The organism is Rhodococcus sp. AQ5-07 (assembly GCF_009707305.1).
GTDB lineage: Bacteria > Actinomycetota > Actinomycetes > Mycobacteriales > Mycobacteriaceae > Rhodococcus_F > Rhodococcus_F erythropolis.
In genome coordinates, this window is sequence record NZ_CP046099.1 from 3,953,160 (window position 1) to 3,971,335 (window position 18,176).

The window sequence follows — 18,176 nt, forward strand, 5'->3', positions numbered from 1 at the left end:
CTTGCACTCGAACAGGACGGATCAGATGTGGCGGCCGCCGGTGATCTCGAGAACCGTGCCGGTCATGTAGCTCGAGAGGTCGCTCGCGAGGAACAGTACAACCGAAGCAACCTCCGAGGGCTCGGCCGCACGCCCCATCGGGATCTCGGCAAGCTTCTCGTTCCAGATCCGTTCGGGCATCGCCTCGGTCATCGCCGTGCGGACAAGTCCGGGCTGAACTGCGTTGACGCGAACGTTCTTGAACGCGACCTCCTTTGCCGCGGCCTTCGTCAGACCGACGATGCCGGCCTTGGCGGCCGAGTAGTTGGTCTGCCCGAGCATGCCCACCTTGCCGGAGATCGACGAGATGTTCACGATTGCGCCCGTCTCACGCTCGCGCATGCGGGCGGCGGCAGCGCGTGTTCCGTTCCAGGCGCCCTTGAGGTGAACCGCGATCACGTCGTCGAAGTCCTGCTCGGTCATCTTCCGCATCGTGGCGTCGCGCGTCATGCCGGCGTTGTTGACCATGACATCGACTGGACCGAAAGCACTTTCGGACAGATCGAGCATGGCCTCGACCTGTCCGGAATCACGCACGTCGCAGGAAGCGAAACGGGCGACCGACTCTCCACCGAGTTCGGCGACCGCAGCCGTTCCGACGGTTTCGTTGATGTCGCCGAGAACGACGGTCGCGCCTTCCTTGATGAAGGTGCGCGCAATTTCGAGCCCGATGCCCTGCGCTCCGCCGGTCACTACCGCAACCTTGCCGTCCAACAATCCCATGTCCACTCCGTTCGTGAGGTTAAAGCTCGTCAGGTAAAGGTGTCAGCGCTGGTTTTGCTTTTTCGCTTGCGCCACGAGCCCACCGCCGAGAATCAGTCGCTGGATCTCGCTGGTTCCCTCGTACAGGCGCAACAGGCGAACTTCACGGTAGATGCGTTCGACCGGCACACCGCGCATGTACCCGTTGCCACCGTGGATCTGCACGGCGAGATCAGCGACCTTGCCCACCATCTCGGTGCAGAAAAGCTTTGCCGCCGAGGGGCCGAGACGTCGATCCTCACCGCTGACGTACCGCGCAGCCACCTCACGCACCATCGCACGCCCGGCCATGACACCGGCCTGCTGGTCAGCCAGCATCGCTTGAACCAGCTGGAAGTCACCGATAGCGGTGCCGCCCTGTTCCGTGACCACGGAGAACGCGACAGATTCGTCGAGCGCTCGCTGTGCTGCTCCCACCGAGAGCGCCGCGATATGGACTCGTCCGCGCGCGAGAGACGTCATCGCTGCGCGGTATCCGGTGTCCTGGTCGCCACCGACGAGGGCCGACTCGGGAACCCGGACGTTGTCGAAGGTGACCTCGGAGGTCCAAGCACCTTCCTGACCCATCTTCTTGTCCTTGGGACCAACTGTGACTCCTGGCGTGTCAGCCGGAACCAGGAAGACTGCAATTCCCGGACCATCGGAATCCGCCGGGCGAGTGCGCGCGAACACCACGAACAGCTGTGCCAGTGGAGCATTGGTGATGAACCGCTTGTTGCCGTCGATCACCCATTCGGATCCGTCCAGAACGGCCTTGGTCCGGAGGCCGGCCGGGTTTGAGCCCGCGCCGGGTTCGGTGAGAGCAAAGGAAGCCACGACGTCGCCGGAGGCGATGCGCTCGAGCCACTGAGCCTTCTGCTCGTCGGTACCGAAGCCGACCAGCACCTGCCCGGCAATTCCGTTGTTGGTACCGAACATCGAACGCAGCGCCAGGGACGTGTAGCCGAATTCCATTGCCAGTTCGACATCTTGGGTGAGGTCGAGTCCGAGCCCACCCCATTCCTGAGGAATCGCGTAGCCGAACAGCCCGATGGCTGCGGCCTTCTTGCGTATGTCCTCAGGAATGGCGTCGGTGTCGGCAATCTCCTGCTCACGCGGAACTACTTCCTTACGGATGAACTCCCGCGCAGTCGCCAAGATATCTGCGAAGTCATCTGCATCGACCTGCATTCCCACCACTCACCTTGCTGTTTTCCGAAGTCCATGCCGTCCTCCGAAGTCAATACCGTGAGGCAATCGGAGTCAAAGACCTGAAAACGAACCGAAGGTAAGGCAGAACCTATAGCAGGTGTCAGACGGTGCGCAGTTCCCGCTTGAGCAGCTTTCCGCTCTGATTTCGCGGGAGTTCGGCCACGAAACGCACGTGCTTGGGGACCTTGAACGGGGCAATTCGCTCCTTGACGTGGGCAATCAACGCCTCAGGCGTCAACTCGTCGTTGCCGTCCTTGAGCACGACGATCGCGGTGACGGCCTCGATCCACTTCTCGTCGGGCGTACCGATCACGGCAACTTCTGCCACAGCCGGGTGTGTGTAGACCACATCTTCGACCTCGCGCGACGCCACCAGGATGCCGCCGGTGTTGATGACGTCCTTGATTCGGTCGACGACCGTGATGAACCCTTCTTCGTCCCGCACGACAAGATCGCCCGAATGGAACCAGCCGTCACGGAAGGCCTCGGCGGTGGCTTCCGGATTTTCCCAGTAGCCGTTGCACAGCTGCGGTGAGCGGTAGAGAACCTCACCGGACTCACCGTCGGCAACGTCGTTTCCGTCGGCGTCGACGACACGGGTTTCGACGAAGAACACCGCTCGCCCGCAAGAAGACGGACGATCAGCATGCTCGCCGGGCTGGAGAACTGTTGCCAGCGGACCGATTTCGGACTGGCCGAAGCAGTTGTAGAAGCCGATGTCCGGGTAACGCTCACGCAGACGATTGAGCACCGTGACCGGCATGATCGAGGCGCCGTACTGCGCCTTCTTGAGCGAAGACAGATCGCGGGTCTCGAGGTCCGGATGGTTGGCCAACGGTACCCACACGGTCGGGGCCAGGAACAGCGATCCGATCTTTTCTGCTTCGACGCGGCGCAGGATCTCCGGGATGTCCGGCGCCTGCATCAGACTGACCGTCGCACCGACGGACAGGTACGGCAGCATGAAGACGTGCATGCCCGCGGAGTGGTACATCGGCATGCAGATCAGCGGGTTGTCGTTCTTGTCGAGCCCGAGCGCGATCACCGAGGACACGTACTCGTGAACCAGTGCGCTATGAGACATCATGGCGCCCTTGGGCTTCGAGGTTGTGCCCGAGGTGTACAGCAGTTGCGCCAGATCCGTCGACGTCGCACGCGGTTCGAAAACAGGCACCTCGCCGGCCTCGCTGATCGTGACCACCGACAGTTCCGCGTCCCGCAGTGCGATCACGTGGTCGAGATCGAGGTCGGAGCGAACCGAGTCGAGCGTCGACGCCAATGCCGGATCCACCAACACCGCGCGGGCGCCTGACTGCGCCACGAGGTACCGGAGTTCCTCCCCCTTGAGTGCGTAATTGACCGGAACATGCACCAAACCTGCTCGCGCACAGGCAAGGAATCCGATTGCATAGGCGTCGGAGTTGGTTCCGTATGCCGCGACGCGGTCGCCGTGTTCGAGGCCCAGACCGAGCAAGTGGGCCGCGACCCGCGTCACCGCGTCGTCGAGTTCGCGGTAGGTGCGAGTGCGATCTTCGAAGACGACGGCTACGCGGTCGGGGTACTTGGCTGCCGAGCGCCGAAGCACTCCGTCGACGGTGTTGGTGCGTGGATCCAGGCTCATTCGCTCAGGTTATAGGACGTCCAACTAAACCGGAAGAGCGATCGTTACTTATTGCGCCATTCAGGCTTTCGCTTGTCCACAAAAGCTTGCATACCTTCTTGAGCGTCGCAGGTCACGGCATTGGTTGCCATCGTTTCCGCCATCGCCTCGTACGCCTGGGCTTGCGGCAGATCGATCTGGTGATAAAACGCTTGCTTACCGATCTTCACCGTCAGGGGGCTGGCCGTCGTGATCTTGCCGGCCAGTTCGCGCACCTCTCGGTCCAGGTCTTCGGGCGCGACGACGAAGTTCACCAGACCCCAGTCCGCAGCGGTGTCGGCGTCGATCGTCTGCCCGGTGAGCAACATCTGCATCGAGCGCTTGCGCCCTACTGCCCTGCTCAGGGCCACCATGGGCGTCGAGCAGAACAGTCCGATCTTGACGCCGGGAGTACCGAAGACAGCGTTCGACGCAGCAACAACCAGATCACACGACGCGGCCAGTTGGCAGCCCGCCGCGATAGCCGGGCCCTGTACTGCGGCAATCACCGGCTGCGGAATCCGCTGTACGGTCTCCATCATCTCGGTACAGCCGTCGAAGATCGCCCGCTCGTCTTCGAGGGTTCTCCCGATCATCTCCGTCAGATCGTGGCCGGCGGAGAACACCGGGCCTTCGGCGCGCACGATCACGACCCGCACGCGCTCGTCTGCAGACAATTCGAGAATGGCAGCCGTCACCTCGCGCATGGTCTCCGCCGAGAGCGGATTGCGCCGCGCCGGCCGATCGAGCGTCAGGAATCCGAGTCCCACCGACTCCTCGACGGAAATCTTCACTGCAGTGTCTTCTACCTGTGTCTGCGACATGTGTTCTCTCTACCAATCGAATCCGTCCCGGTCAACGAGACGAAAGGGGCATCTGTTCGCGCCGCGTCGATACGGTCCGGTCAATACTTCGCCACTACGAGGAGTGCCCATGAGCACCGATGCCGCCGTCACCACCGATCTCGAAGAGATTCTGCGGGCCCAGCAGGAAGCAACTCGCGCCGCTGGTCTTCCGTCCGCGCAGACACGACGCGAGCGCATCCAACGCGTCGTCGATCTTCTGGTGGCAAACCACAAGGATCTGACCGAAGCGATCAACGAAGACTTCGGCGGCCGAATCCCGGCCTACTCGGTGATGAATGATGTTCTGGGATCCATGGTTTCACTCAAGCACGTTCGTGATTCGCTCGAAGAGTGGATGATTCGCTCACCGAGAGCCACCGGGGCGATGCAGGATCAGCTGGGTGCCACGGCGTACGTGTCGTACCAGCCGAAGGGTTCGATCGGCATCATCGGAACCTGGAATGCTCCCCTTTTCACTCTCCTGAGCCCGCTCGCCTGCGCCCTCGGAGCGGGAAATCGCGCCGTTCTCAAACCGTCGGAGATCGTGCCGAACACTGCGGCGGTCCTGGCCGAGGCGGCGCGTCGAACGCTCGACCCCGTGGAGGTCGCGGTGGTGACAGGTGGACCGGAGGTCGCTGATCTGCTGACGTCGCTGCCTTTCGACCACCTCGTCTTCACCGGCAGCACAACCGTCGGAAAGCTGGTCATGGCCAATGCTGCGAAGAACCTGGTGCCGGTCACCCTCGAACTCGGCGGCAAGTCACCGAGCGTCTTGAGCCGCAGTGCCGATATCAGCTCTGCTGCATCACGTTTGGCCATCGCGAAGTCGACCAATGCCGGCCAACTCTGCGTCTCTCCCGACCTGATCTACGTCCCGCGCGAGAACACAGAAGCGTTCATCGACGCGTTCACCGATCAGTTCACCGGACTGTTCCCCACGATCGCCGACAACAAAGACATGGTCTCGATAGTCAGCGATCGTCACCTCGCACGCATCGAGGGGTACATCGCGGACGCGGAAGAGCGTGGGGCACGAATCATCACCGTTCCCGACGAAGAACTCTCCGCAGACACTCGCCGCCGCCCACTGCGAATCGTGGTCGACCCTCCGACCGACGCGCAGATCATGAAGGAGGAGATCTTCGGACCGGCCGTCGTGATCCTGCCGTACGACCAACTCGACAGCGTCGTCGCCGACATCAATTCACGGCCGAAACCGTTGGCGCTGTATTACTTCGGAACCGACCTGGACGAGAAGGAATCCGTACTCGAACGCACCGTCTCGGGCGGCGTCACCATCAACGACGCGATGTCACACCCGGGCCTGAGCGACGCACCCTTCGGCGGCGTCGGAGCTTCGGGTATCGGGCACTACCACGGCCGCGAGGGTTTCCTCGAGTTCAGTCACGCCCGAACGGTATTCGAAGCAGCGCAGCATGACCCGCGCGGTGAATGGGGAATGCTCCCGCCGTACGGTGAGGGTTTCGAGCAGATGATGTTGGCTCAGGTCACGCCCTGAGGCCTCCGGCCCCGTGCGCCTTTTTGGTAGTGCACGCTACCGGAAAGGCGCACCGGCAAGGCCGCGGCTGAGGAACTCCACCAGCTGACCGGGTTCGGTATCCACCGACTCGATCAGTTGGATCAGTTCCCTCTTGTCCTCTGCTGCAAGCGGTTCGATGCCACCGAAGGTGCGCATCGTGGAGCCGGCGGGGAGAACGCGTGCACAGACGAGCGTGCCCGGCTCGAGATTGACTGAGCCCCACTCGTCCGTGACCTTCACCAGATGCCCGTTGCGGACGTCGCTGAGGGTCACCAACTGTCCCGGCTCCGTCGAGGCGACCTTGTACACCGAGCGCGGAATCGACAACCACTGATCGGCCAGTTCGCGTTCGTCGGCAGGCAACAGTTCTCCGCGCCGCTCGACAAATGCCGCGAAAATACCTGCATCGAACAAGGCAGCGTCGACGGCCAATCCGCCTTCGACGGCCAGCGTCAGTGCTTCTTCGCTGTTGAACTGCTCGGCACGGATGAGCGCAAGATCGAACACGGCGTCGAAGTACTCCGGTGTGCGCGAGAACAACTGAGCCTTGACGTAGAGCCAGTTGGCCCGATCATCGAACGTCACCTCGGACTTGCCCAGATGGCAGACCTTGAACTTGCGACCGGAACCGCACCAGCACTTGTCATTTCGGCCGAGTTCGGGGTGCTCGGCCGGGGCATAGCGCTGAAGAACCTCGTGCAGAACCTCGGACTCGCCACCCTCGATCCGGCCGAGAAGTGCCAGCGCGCGGGTCACGTCGCTGCGATCGGCCGCCAGTAGTGCCAGATCGAAGATCGCGGGAGTCCAGTCGGGATCGAGATCGTGCGCCGTTTCGTACGACGCCTCAGCGACAAGGATCTTGCCGAGACGATCCGAAGCCTTGCCTGCCAGCCAATGCGCTGCCGGCTTGACACGACGCGACCCTTTCTCGGCGAGAGCAGTTGCAACAGAATGCAATACGGAATCATGATCGTCGAGTTCGGACAACAGCTCCAACGCTGCCGCAGCCGCGGGCGGCTCGGCGATGCCGGCGAAGGTCTGCGGATCCTCCTTGATCTGCTTGCGCGCCCAGTCCGAGACATCCTCGACGGCTTCGGCTTTCGCGGCCATGACCACATCGACGAAGGCAATCACCGAGGCGGCTTCTTCCGGGTGCAGGTTCTCCCGAACCTCGAGCATGCGGGCTCGGTTCGCCAGGTGGTATGCCTCGAAATCGAATCCGTCGACCGCAACGTAATCACCGTCGCGGACGTAACCTGCCGCCTCGAGCATTTCGCCCAGCGGTGCGGTGGGCTGACGGAACAGCGACGGCTCGTCGAGCATCAATTGCCAGACAATGGCATCGAGGGTGTCAGCACCGATGTCTGCGAGGACCGTCCCCAGGCTCTCGCCGAATCCGGGTGCGGGATCCAGTACCTCGGGGATGGTGCAGAGCGTCAGCTCACGGTCAGCGACGAACAGTCCGATCAAATCGCCCGCAGAACATTCGGCGAGAGTATCGGTGTCGAGGAGAAAACCCTCGTCGTGCGGGAACTCCGGATCTTCGATCCCACGATCAGCCAACAGGTCGTCGTCGATCCCGCGGTGCACGACGCTGATGCCATGAATCTCGTCGTCGTCACGATCGAGGAACACCCGCAGCATCATCAGATCAGGGTTCGCGTCGAGAACGCCGGACTTTATTTCGGCTTCGGTGAGCCGATGGGTCAGCACTCGATGCTCGAACAACGTGTCGAGTGCGGCGTACCGCTCCTCACTCAAGTAGCCGAGCAGTGGGTCCTCGACGTACTCGACGAATTCGGCCATGTCGTCGGCTGTACCGTGGCCGGCATCGGCCAACAGGGTGCCCCAGTCCGCCGCTGTCTGCGGGCCGTGCTCACGCAACAACTCCATCGCGGCTTCGGCGATCAAGTCATTGGCATCCATCGGTTCGTTCACCTATCCAACTTTAACGGGGTCGACTCGATACATCGTCACCGGTCATCGGTCGAGTGATCGGCGCCTCCACGCGACTCGCGGACCAGTTCTTCGGCGTCGAGTTCCTCGGAAGCGAGAACCTCGAGTACCCTCGCAGCCTGCGATTCCGAGGACATGACGACAACGCCCACCGCAAGCGCACCAGTGGGGGCCGTCAGGAGCCTGGCACTGATCAGGTCGCCGGGCTTTCCTTCGACCGGGTGACCAACGGTGACGGTTTCCTCGGACACACGATCGAGCAGCACGACGCCGGTGTCGGAAGTTTCGATCACCTCGTACACCGACCTCCGGACCCCGAGCCACTGTGCGGCTGTCACTACTTCCGCCTCGGGAAGTAGTTCGCTGCGTCTGGCCAGGAAGTCGGCAAAGATCCCACCCTCGAACAGAGCCACGTCCAGTGCCGAGCCGTCGAAGATCGTGGCGGCGATCAGTTCGTCCTCGGAGAGATTCGCGTTTTCGAGATCGTCGAGCCCGGTCACGACGTCGACGAATTCGGAGGCAAACGCAAACAGGCACGCCTTCTTGTACAACCAGCGACCATCTGCCTTGACCGATTCATCGGCCTTTCCGAGGTGGCAGACCTTGTACTTGCGGCCGGAACCGCACCAACACTTGTCGTTTCGCCCGAGTTCCGGGTGATCGACTGGGACGAAGTCCTGCAGTACGGCGTAGAGATTCTCTTCACTTCCGCCGTCGATCCGCCCGAGCAGTGACAGCGCCCGGGTCGCGTCGCCGCGGTCCGACGCGAACTGAGCCAGCTCGAACAAGGCCGGACCCCAACCGGATTCGGCAAGGAGCGCTTTCTCGTAGTGCGCCTCCGCTTCGAGGACGCGCCCCAGCCGATCGACGGCCTTACCGGCGAGCCAATGAGCCGCCGCCCTGACCGACCGTGGCCCTCGCTCGGCCAGTTCGGACGCAAGCGCTTCGAGGATTGCGTCGGTCACCGGGTCCTGATTCCGAAATCCGAGATCGAACACGGCCACTGCAGCACCCGGATCTGCCAGTGAGACAAAGAAGTCCGGGGCGGCGCTGACGTGACGGCGAGCCCAGTCCACGATGTCGAAGTCGGCGATGACGGCATCGGTGTATCCGCGGTCCGCCAGATCGACAAATGCAACAGCAGCGACGGCCTCGTCGTGGGTCAGGTCGTAGGTACTGGCGACCAAAGCTGTCCGAATCTGCAGGTCGTAGGCATCGAAGTCGAATCCCCGCCGAGCCAGTAGTTCACGCTCGTGCTCGTAACCTGCCGCCTCGAAGATCTCACCCAGCGGCGCAACAGGAACCGTGAAGAGAGACGGATCCTCGAGCAGGAGTTGCCAGCACACCGAATCCAGGGCCTCGACTCCGTCCTCCTCGAAGAGTTCGCCGAGCGCCGGAGCAAGATCGGGTTCGTCCTCGATCTCGACCAGACGAAACGCAAGTCTTCCGTCTTCGACTGCCAGGCCGATGAGATCACCGTCGGCGCACTCGCCGAGGGTTCCGGCTGGAAGAACCACAACTCGTCGACTCCGGAAGGGAGCAGCTCCACGTTCCACGGCCGCTTCTTCCGCCAGGGCCACCCGGATCGCCCCGTCCTCGCCGTCGCCGAATGCCAAGATCGGTTCCAGATCGGGGCTCGCGTCGAGGATGTCGGACGCAATCTCGAGCTCGCTTAGCCGGTGAGTGAACACGAGCCCTTCGAGGACCGTGTCGAGGGCGACGTACTTTCCGTTGGGCAGGTACCCGAGCATCGGTTCGGACAGATACTCGAGCACGTCGGCCAACTCGGTCGCAGCTCCGTACTCCTCGAGATGGGTCGCCCACTCTTCGAGACTCAGCGGGCCTTGCTCGCGCAGAACAGCCAAAGCAGCGGAGGCAATGGAACCAGCAGCGTCGGAACCAGCGGTTTCGTCGTCGAAATCAGTCACCCGCCAATGGTAGGCGACTTATTGCAGTCCACTGAGCCCCTCGCCCAGCACGGTCGCACCGAGGATTGCCAGGATGACCGTCATCATCACTGCGTTGTTCGCGGTCATCCATGACTTCGCTGATGCGAGGATCTCGTCGGCTCGCTTGCCGGAGAACACCTTGACCAGGATCGGCGACGCGATGCCGACGCTCGCGATGACCGTGAAGATCACCGCGGCAACAATCTGTTGGGCAACAACATTCGTGGCGACCGCGATAGTGGCCGCACCGGATACCGCCAGCGCTGCATTTTTGGGATTGACCGCCGCGGACAAGAACGCCAACCCGAACGCCTTCCGCGGAGTCAAGCCGTCGATGCTCTTCATCCACTTCGGAACTGTCGGATCACTTCCGTCCCTCGGACGCGCTCGCCACTGCTTGTACGCCAATCCGAACAGAACGAGCCCCAACACGATTCGTACGACGCTCGACCACACCGAAGTCTGCGACGACTCCGACTCCGCAAACGAATAGTCCGCGATCACGATCGTCACCGCAACGACTGCCGAGATTCCGAGGACCCACCCGAGTAGAAAAGATGCCGCCCCTCGATGTGCTCCAGCGGTGATCATGACGAGCACGATCACCGCCATGGGCATCGAGACGAAAAGCAGGCCGAGGGCAATCGGAAGAGACAGACCGATCGCAGCTAGCACCAAAACCTCCAGTTGAATGCAAAATCGACGATCGATTCGAGGTCGAAATCACGACGGCGGAGGCAGCATGACCTCGATGAGATGCGGGCCGGGTTCCGCCAGCGCTGCGGCAAACTGTTCGGCCAACTCCTCCGCTGTGTTCGCCCGCGACGCGGGCACTCCCAACCCCTCGGAGATCTTGACGTAGTCCATGTTCGGAGACGACAGATCCAACATCGACTGTGCGACGACGCCGCCACCTTCTGCGCCGACTCGTTGCAGTTCGCCACGCAGGATGGCGTATGCGCGATTGTTGAGCAGAATCGTCGTGACGTTCAACTGTTCTCGCGCCTGCGTCCACAACGCCGTGATGGTGTACATCGCGCTTCCGTCGGCTTCGAGATTGATCACCGGCCGCTCCGGCGCTGCCACAGCGGCGCCCGTCGCCACCGGGATGCCCTGGCCGATGGCACCTCCGGTGAGCGTGAGCACGTCGTGGCGCGGCGCTCCGGCAAGGGCAATCGGGATCGCCCAACCGGAAGTGGCCGCCTCGTCGGAGATGATGGAGTCGTCTGGCAGCAGGGCCCCGATCACGTCGGCCCAATTTCGCACGTCGAGAGGCCCGCTCGGCAGCGACGGCCGATTTGCCTCCTGCAGAACGGGTTCCACTCCGGGTGCCACGAGTTCCGCCACTGCTTCCAACGCGCCGACAACATCGTCGCTGACATTCGCCAGCGTTGTCACCGCGGCGCCGTCCGGGACCAGATCGCTCGGTTTTCCGGGATACGCAAAGAACGAGACCGGCGAAACCGCGCCGGCCAGGACGAGCTGAGTTGTTCCGCGAAGTTGTTCGGTGGCGTGCTCGGCGAAGTATCCCAAGCGCTCGAATGACGGTAGTCCCGCACCGCGTTGAAGCCTGGCCGGAAAGGTCTCGACCAGAATCTGTGCACCGGTCGCGACTGCAATTCGGGAAGCGGCGCGCAGTCCGGCTTCGGAACACGCTACGCCGCCCAGCAGTAGCGTGGCGCGCCCCTCGGCATTGAGCGCGCCTACCACCGAGTCGATCTGTGCTGCAGTTACTTCCGCCCGCCCCGGTATGTCTCGAGGACCCGCAAGAACTCCACCTTCGCTCCACGAGACGTCGGCGGGGAGGACAAGTGTGGCAATGCGTCCGGGCGGATCCATGGAGGCGGCAACGGCGTCGGCCGCATCGCTACCGACGGTCGCGGTGGAGTCGGAACGTCGACTCCATCCCTCCAGCCACTCGGTCAGCGCGTCGATATTCGATTCGAGTGGAGCGTCGAAACCGTGGTGGTAGGTCGCGTGGTCCCCGACGATGTTCACGATGGGGGTGTGGGCGCGGCGCGCGTTGTGAAGGTTCGCCAGTCCGTTCGCCATTCCGGGGCCGAGATGAAGCAGCGTCGCGGCAGGCTTTCCGGCGATACGCGCGTACCCGTCCGCGGCACCGGTGACGGCGCCCTCGAACAAGCCGAGTACCGCACGCATCTGGGGAACGGAATCGAGTGCGGCAACAAAATGCATCTCGGACGTTCCGGGATTGCCGAAGCACACCTCGACACCCGAGTCGACCAAGCTCTGGATAAGCGATTGTGCACCATTCATTTCGGTCACCTCTTCTTCATGAAAGCTGCGAAGGCTTCTTGCGCTTCGTCGGATCGCCGCCGTCTCGCGAAATGATCCGACTCCACGTCGATGGTTTCCAGCAGGGCATCGAGATGTGGGCGGCGGAGGAGCATCTTCGTCAGCGTCACCGATTCAGCCGGGGAGTCTGCAATGCGCACCGCGCGCTCCAATGCCACGTCGAGCGCGGTCTCGGCCTCCACAACGCGATTGATCAGGCCAACTTCGGCAGCCTCCTCCGCCCCGAACATTTCTCCGAGCATCAGTAGTTCCGTTGCCCGCTTGAGCCCCGCGATCTGCGGCAACAGGTAACTCGATCCGCCCTCGGGCGAGAGCCCGAGCGGAACGAACGGCAATCGGAATCGTGTACCTCGCCCCGCGAATGCCAAGTCGCAGTGCAACAACATCGTGGTGCCGATTCCGACTGCAAACCCCTCGACCGCTGCGACAATCGGTTTGCGTGCGGTGACGAGTGCGATCAGCAGGTCTTTGGCCTCGCCGCCGTCTCTCCCGGCAGTGTCCTGGAAACTTCCGATGTCGTTGCCGCTGGTGAAGACACCACCGGCGCCCGTCAGCACCGAAACCCGCACTGCGTCATCGTCGTCAGACTCCCGGATCGCGTTCGTCAGTTCGCGGTAAGTCTTGGGGTCGAGCGCGTTGCGCCTCTCCTGGCGGTCCATCGTGAGCAACCGGACTCCCGGTGCGTGCTCCTCGATCCGAACAGTCATCCGTACCTCCGTCGTGGCCGAGAGTCTCGATTCAAGCTACTCGGTCGGGAGTTCAGCGTTCATAGCCCTTGCGCATATCGTCGACGATGCGCGGTCGGTCGAGTGTTGACGGCTCCATTTCCCGCCTCGGGCGATCGCGAGGAAACACCGAGGCCGACGCAAGGGTGGGCTCGTCGAGGAACCGCAGGTTCGGCACATCAGCGGGCAGACGAAGCTCGGGCGGCGTGGAACCTCTTTGCGCGAGCACGTATCCCCAGTCACCGAAGCTCGGCACGAAAACGTGATAGGGCGAGACGCTCAGTCCGACAGCCGATACCGTCGACACCGTTCTCCAGTACGCATCCGGCGTCGAGTACGGACTGCCGGACTGGACGACCATCAGCCCGCCCGGATTCATCGCGGCAGCGGCAAGTCCGTAGAACTCCATTGAATACAAGCGGCCAAGTGCGGGGGTGTCAGGATCCGGGAGGTCGACGATGACCGCATCGAAGCCTGGATCCGGACGCTCGCGCAACCACCGAAACGCGTCGTCGAGTACGACGTCCACCCGTGGATCCTCGAGTGCTCCCGCGTTCAGATCACGAAGACGCGTGTTGGCCAACTCGATGACTGCCGGATCGAGTTCCACCTGAACTATCTGCTCGACGCTGTTCATTCGCAGCACTTCTCGTGCAGCGAGGCCGTCACCTCCGCCCAGAATCAGCACGCGCCGCGGGTCGTTGACCAGGGCCGGATACACCAGCGACTCGGTATACCGATGCTCGTCGACACTGGAGAACTGCAGGTCTCCGTCGAGGAACAGTCGCACGTCGTTTCCCCGCTCGGTGACGACGATTTCCTGGTACACCGATCGCTCGGCGGCCACCACGGGATCGGTGTAGAGCCGCTGCCTCGACGTGGTCTCGATGTCCGAGGCCGCGATCAGCAGCCACCCGATCAAGCTCGCCGCCAACAGCATTGCGACGACGGCGATCAATCGTGCACGCAGGCTGAGCTGCCACCGAAGAAGTATCAGCGCGACAACTGCCGCAGCCACGAGATTGATCATGCCGGTGAGTGCGGCACCGCGAATCATGCCCGCCCACGGCAACAATACGAACGGCCACAGGAGGCCGCCGATCAGCGCGCCGAGATAGTCGGCTGCATTGAGGTTGGCCAATACCTTTCCGGTGCTCTGTGCGTCGTTGTCGCTACGACCGGACTGCAACAGCGTCATCAGCAGAGGCACTTCGGCACCCACGAGGATACCGATCAGCGCGGTCGCAGCCACCAGAACTGCTGCGCTGGAACCGAAGAACGTGAAGGTCACGTACAGCGTGACGGCACTGAATCCGCCGATCAGCCCGAGCAGGATTTCGACGGTCACAAACGAGATGGCCGCATGCCCCAACAGCGGTTTGGCGGCCAGCGCTCCGATACCCAGCGCCGCAACAAATCCCGCGACGATCAACGACGTCTGGGTGATGCCGCCGCCGGTCAGACTCACGCTGAGCGTCAACAGGGCCAGCTCGTAGATCAGGCCGCACGCCGCGCACGCGGCAACAGCCGCAAGGAGAAGCACGCGTGCGCGTGAGCCGAGCATCGTCGAACGCTCGGCAACTTTCACATCGCGATCAGCGGCAACCATCAGGTGAGCGCTGCGGCGTTCACCAAACCGATGGACAACAAGCTCACACCCACCGCCCACGCGGCGCCGCACATCTTCGGATCCTGCACCAGTGCAACCAACTTGCCGGGAAGGAATGCGTTCATCAAACGCAGCGCGATCGCTTGCAACACGATCGCGAACAGTCCGTACACCGCGGAGTCGGCGAGTCCCTGGGCAAAGCCGTCCGAACTGGTCAGGATTGCCGTCACCACGATGATCGCCAGCGCAAGATGGTTGGAAGCCAACAGAATCGCAGCGTTCGGGTTCTTGTCGACGTAAACCTGGTGGCGGAGATTTCCGGGTGTCATAAGGTCGAGGACCAGGAATCCCGTCGCCAGAACCGCTACGCCGACGACGAAGTAGGCGAGCGTGCCGAGAACGCCCCCGACGAGCAATGCCGGATCCACCGTTCCGATCTCGACGGAAGTGGATGCAAAGATGTTCGTCACGCCGTTCTCCTTCTCATTGAGCACTACCGTCATTTGGCACTACCCGAGCCGCCGCTGCCACTACTTCCACCCGCCGGGGATCCCGGGTTGAAGCCCGGTCCCAGGTACGCGTATCCGCCGCTGCGATACGTGCCGTCGATGTCCTCTACCTTGATGGTGCTGCCACCGCCCGAAGCCGAACTGACAGTGACGATGTCATCGTCGTAGCGCAGGTATTCGTTGCCGCCGTCAGCACTTCGCGCCGCTGGTTCGTCCGCGTCGACAATCCGTGAGACGGTCGTGCCCACTGGATCTTTCGACGAGTACAACACGACGTCGCCATCCTGGGACGTCTTGGAATAGTTGTCCGCGATGAAGTCTTTGGCTCCACCACCGCACGCCGACAACATAATTGCGGCTGCCACCATCACCGGAGCAAACCACGTCCGCCCCCTCACGGGCGCCACCTACTGCGCGTCTTCACGATCACTCCTGTCCCCTCCCCCGGGTACAAATGCCAACTCTGCCAACTCCACCCCTGGCGGTCTCGCACGCCACACAACGCGGTCAACGCTGTGTCGTCGCCGGGAAAGGATCCGCAGATCCAACCGTCCTGGCCGGCGGACTCTCTCAACGATGCAGCTTCCGAATCGAATTCGACTCGGTCCAGGATCAGCGACGAAGACTCGAACCGGTAGTTTCCCGTGGACTCCACTGCCGGCAAGGGTTCACCGCCGGCGGCAAGAGCATCGCACGAAACCTGCTCGGTCAGTTCCTTTCCCGACGCCCGGGCCGTCACCACGTGAGATGCCCCGAGCACTCCGAGTGTCAACGTCGCATCGGAGGTTTCGATCACCAACTCGGCGAGGGTCGGCGGCGAGGGAGCTCCCAGCACCAACCCCAGTGCCGAGGCATTCACGTCGGTCGGTTCCACATCGAGTCGATACAGACTCATTCCGGTGGGCCCGAGTGGATGACGGTGAGTTCGCTGCGGGTGACCGCACGTCCCGTGGAAACCTCCCACGACTGTCCGCGCGCCCACTTCTCGAATGCGATCAGCCCGGTCTTGTCGGCGGTCGCGTAGTCCGCGTATTCCATCGAGCCGGAGGGGGCCGTACCCGTCGTACCCTCGGCCGTGAACTTCGCCGTTCCACTTTCGATCTTGCGGTGAACCTTGTCGTCGAGAATGACGTCGCCGTTCGGGACCAGGTTGGTTCCTTCTCGACGCATCCAGAGAGTCATCTCGAGTTCGCCCTCGTCGTCCTCCACTGTCAGCCAACGACGACCGGTCGACCCGTCGAGAAGGTGCTCACGCCAGATGTATCCCTCTTCGTCGAGCGTGATGGTCCCTCGAACAACGTGGTCGATACCCGCGTACGTGATGATGTCGCCGACCCCGATCTTGTGGGGGTCGTACACCTCGGGATAGTCGGCGAGCGGGTCCACGCGAGCATTCGGCTTGCCCTGGCGTCCACGCAGGACCACAAACGCGACGGCAGCGATCACTACGAGTATCAGGACAACTATCAGCACGTTGGTCAACGGTTTCTCCGAAATCGTCTCGGCAGGGTTGCCGCGGGCCATACCCTACCGATCCGTTCTCAGCCTTTTCGGATGAGACTGCCGGCAAGCTGACCCGCCGCCGGCCGGGCAGGTCTCCAGCGCCGCGGGCAGATCGAAAGACTGCCCCGGCGCACCTTTGCGTTTACGCTCAGCCCGAGGAACTCCGCGCGAAAGAAAGCCGGTCGACTGACGATGAGCAAGAACCCGGAGCCGTCTGCCCGCACCGTCATGCACACACCACGATTCTGGTTGACGCCGTTGATAGTGGTCACCCTCTTGATGTCGGCGCTGGCAGCGCTGTACATGGGCGGAATACTCGACCCAAAGAAACACCTGGACCAGTTCCCGATCGCCCTGGTCAACCAGGACGAAGGCGACACCCTCCCCGGCGGCGACCCCGCCGACCGCAAGAATTTCGGAAACGACATCGTCGCCGGCCTCGAAAACGGAATCGACCACCAGAAGATCGACCTGCAGCAGATCGGTATCGCCGAAGCCCAATCTCGGTTGAACTCCGGCACGCTGTACGGCGCGATCGTGATTCCCAGTGATTTCACGAAGAGGACGATCATCCTGGCGGAGGCCAGTGTCGTCGCCGGTGACGTAGAGCAACCGATCATCACGATCTACACCAATCCACGTGCAGGTTCCGTCTCCGCATCTCTGGTCCAGTCGATCGGAACTACAGCCCTCGCCTCGGTCAACAAGAATATGGGCGAGCAACTCACCACCCTGGTCACCCAGCAGTTGGAAGCGGGAGGCACCGGAACCCAGATCTCAGGAGCGAGCCGCCTGCTGCTCGAAAATCCGGTGAACGTACTCACGGTGGCCCACGATCCGCTTCCCGACGGCACCGGATTCGGTTTGGTTGCATTCTATTTCGCGCTGCTGTTGGTCCTTGCGGGATTCACCGGAGCAACCGTGGTCAATTCCTTGGTGGACGGCATGCTCGGATATGCGCCTACCGAATTCGGTCCGCTCTTCGTTCAGAACGACGTTGTGGGTATCAACAGGTTTCGGACGCTGCTCGTCAAATGGGCGTTCATGATCGTGTTGTCCGGCATAGTCTCCGCGTTGTTCCAGTGGATCAGTCGCGCCCTCGGAATGCCGGTCACTCACGGGCTTGCATTGTGGGAGTACGGCGCGCTGGTCATCACTGCAGTCGGCATCACGGCGATGTCGGTGATGGCCGCATTCGGCTCGTTGGGCATGTTGATCAACCTGTTCGTGTTCGTCATTCTCGCGCTGCCCTCGTCCGGTGGCACCATCCCCCTCGAAGCCAGCCCCAGGTTGTATGCCTGGCTGGCGCAATTCGAGCCGATGCACCAGATCTACATGGGTACGCGATCGATCCTGTTCTTCGGCGCACGCGGTGAGGCAGGGCTGCTGCATGCCGTCTGGATGACGTTGGTGGGTCTACTGATCGGCGTCGTACTCGGCATCGTGACCACCCGTTTCTACGACCGCAAGGGCTACGAACGCACCCATCGCCCCAAGGTAGCGTGAGATGGTACCCAGCCGGGATTTGATCGAAACCTGTTGGGCCGATTCAATGTGATTGCGCGTTTCGGGAATCTTCGACCCCCTTCCGCA

16 protein-coding genes are annotated in these 18,176 nt (G+C 62.4%); 2 read left to right on the top strand and 14 right to left on the bottom strand.

Annotated elements, in window-relative coordinates; all coding sequences use genetic code 11:
- Positions 1–21: 21 nt before the first annotated feature.
- The 4 genes from fabG to GJB56_RS18315 all read right to left on the bottom strand — a co-directional run bounded on the left by fabG (position 22) and on the right by GJB56_RS18315 (position 4,455).
- On the bottom strand, positions 22–762 hold the full coding sequence (fabG, locus tag GJB56_RS18300) for a 3-oxoacyl-ACP reductase FabG (protein ID WP_113682598.1): 741 nt from the start codon (positions 760–762) through the stop codon (positions 22–24).
- Between the two features lie 42 nt (positions 763–804).
- Positions 805–1,971 carry an acyl-CoA dehydrogenase family protein gene (locus GJB56_RS18305; protein ID WP_019745415.1) on the bottom strand — a complete coding sequence of 389 codons (1,167 nt, stop codon included), beginning with the start codon at positions 1,969–1,971 and terminating at the stop codon, positions 805–807.
- A gap of 121 nt (positions 1,972–2,092) precedes the next feature.
- Positions 2,093–3,613, bottom strand: a complete 1,521-nt coding sequence (locus GJB56_RS18310) for an acyl-CoA synthetase (protein ID WP_113682599.1) — start codon at positions 3,611–3,613, stop codon at positions 2,093–2,095.
- A gap of 44 nt (positions 3,614–3,657) precedes the next feature.
- Positions 3,658–4,455 carry an enoyl-CoA hydratase gene (locus GJB56_RS18315; protein WP_113682600.1) on the bottom strand — a complete coding sequence of 266 codons (798 nt, stop codon included), beginning with the start codon at positions 4,453–4,455 and terminating at the stop codon, positions 3,658–3,660.
- A 109-nt stretch (positions 4,456–4,564) separates the two neighbouring features.
- Here GJB56_RS18315 and GJB56_RS18320 point away from each other — a divergent pair, with 109 nt between their 5' ends.
- Positions 4,565–5,995: a coniferyl aldehyde dehydrogenase gene (locus GJB56_RS18320; RefSeq protein WP_019745418.1), complete on the top strand. Its 1,431-nt coding sequence runs from the start codon at positions 4,565–4,567 to the stop codon at positions 5,993–5,995.
- Between the two features lie 36 nt (positions 5,996–6,031).
- On the opposite strand, the gene GJB56_RS18325 is transcribed toward GJB56_RS18320, so the two are convergent.
- From GJB56_RS18325 to GJB56_RS18370, 10 genes are read right to left on the bottom strand one after another with little or no spacing between them, the layout of a single operon-like run.
- Positions 6,032–7,954 carry an SEC-C domain-containing protein gene (locus GJB56_RS18325; protein WP_230091006.1) on the bottom strand — a complete coding sequence of 641 codons (1,923 nt, stop codon included), beginning with the start codon at positions 7,952–7,954 and terminating at the stop codon, positions 6,032–6,034.
- 35 nt (positions 7,955–7,989) lie between these two features.
- A complete protein-coding gene (locus GJB56_RS18330) occupies positions 7,990–9,900 on the bottom strand; it encodes an SEC-C domain-containing protein (RefSeq protein ID WP_021345623.1) in 1,911 nt (636 codons plus the stop codon).
- 18 nt (positions 9,901–9,918) lie between these two features.
- The gene (locus GJB56_RS18335) at positions 9,919–10,596 is read right to left on the bottom strand and encodes a GAP family protein (protein WP_019745421.1); all 678 of its coding nucleotides are present in this window, start codon (positions 10,594–10,596) and stop codon (positions 9,919–9,921) included.
- 48 nt (positions 10,597–10,644) lie between these two features.
- Entirely contained in the window at positions 10,645–12,198 is a 1,554-nt protein-coding gene (locus tag GJB56_RS18340) for an acetolactate synthase large subunit (protein ID WP_170320384.1), read from the bottom strand.
- Positions 12,199–12,203: 5 nt separating this feature from the next.
- Positions 12,204–12,944, bottom strand: a complete 741-nt coding sequence (locus GJB56_RS18345; protein ID WP_113682601.1) for an enoyl-CoA hydratase/isomerase family protein — start codon at positions 12,942–12,944, stop codon at positions 12,204–12,206.
- 52 nt (positions 12,945–12,996) lie between these two features.
- Complete coding sequence (locus tag GJB56_RS18350; RefSeq protein WP_019745423.1) at positions 12,997–14,571, bottom strand: polyamine aminopropyltransferase; 1,575 nt, start codon at positions 14,569–14,571, stop codon at positions 12,997–12,999.
- Positions 14,571–15,074 (bottom strand): DUF350 domain-containing protein, encoded by a 504-nt coding sequence (locus GJB56_RS18355; RefSeq protein WP_019745424.1) that lies wholly within the window; start codon positions 15,072–15,074, stop codon positions 14,571–14,573. The genes GJB56_RS18350 and GJB56_RS18355 overlap by 1 nt, the downstream gene beginning before the upstream one ends.
- A complete protein-coding gene (locus GJB56_RS18360; protein ID WP_044480673.1) occupies positions 15,071–15,448 on the bottom strand; it encodes a DUF4247 domain-containing protein in 378 nt (125 codons plus the stop codon). The genes GJB56_RS18355 and GJB56_RS18360 overlap by 4 nt, the downstream gene beginning before the upstream one ends.
- 26 nt (positions 15,449–15,474) lie before the next feature.
- On the bottom strand, positions 15,475–15,975 hold the full coding sequence (locus GJB56_RS18365) for a DUF2617 family protein (protein ID WP_019745426.1): 501 nt from the start codon (positions 15,973–15,975) through the stop codon (positions 15,475–15,477).
- Positions 15,972–16,604 (bottom strand): DUF4178 domain-containing protein, encoded by a 633-nt coding sequence (locus tag GJB56_RS18370; RefSeq protein WP_019745427.1) that lies wholly within the window; start codon positions 16,602–16,604, stop codon positions 15,972–15,974. Before GJB56_RS18370 ends, GJB56_RS18365 begins: the two co-directional genes overlap by 4 nt.
- Before the next feature lie 171 nt (positions 16,605–16,775).
- Here GJB56_RS18370 and GJB56_RS18375 point away from each other — a divergent pair, with 171 nt between their 5' ends.
- Positions 16,776–18,089 (top strand): YhgE/Pip domain-containing protein, encoded by a 1,314-nt coding sequence (locus tag GJB56_RS18375; protein ID WP_020909240.1) that lies wholly within the window; start codon positions 16,776–16,778, stop codon positions 18,087–18,089.
- Positions 18,090–18,176 lie beyond the last annotated feature (87 nt).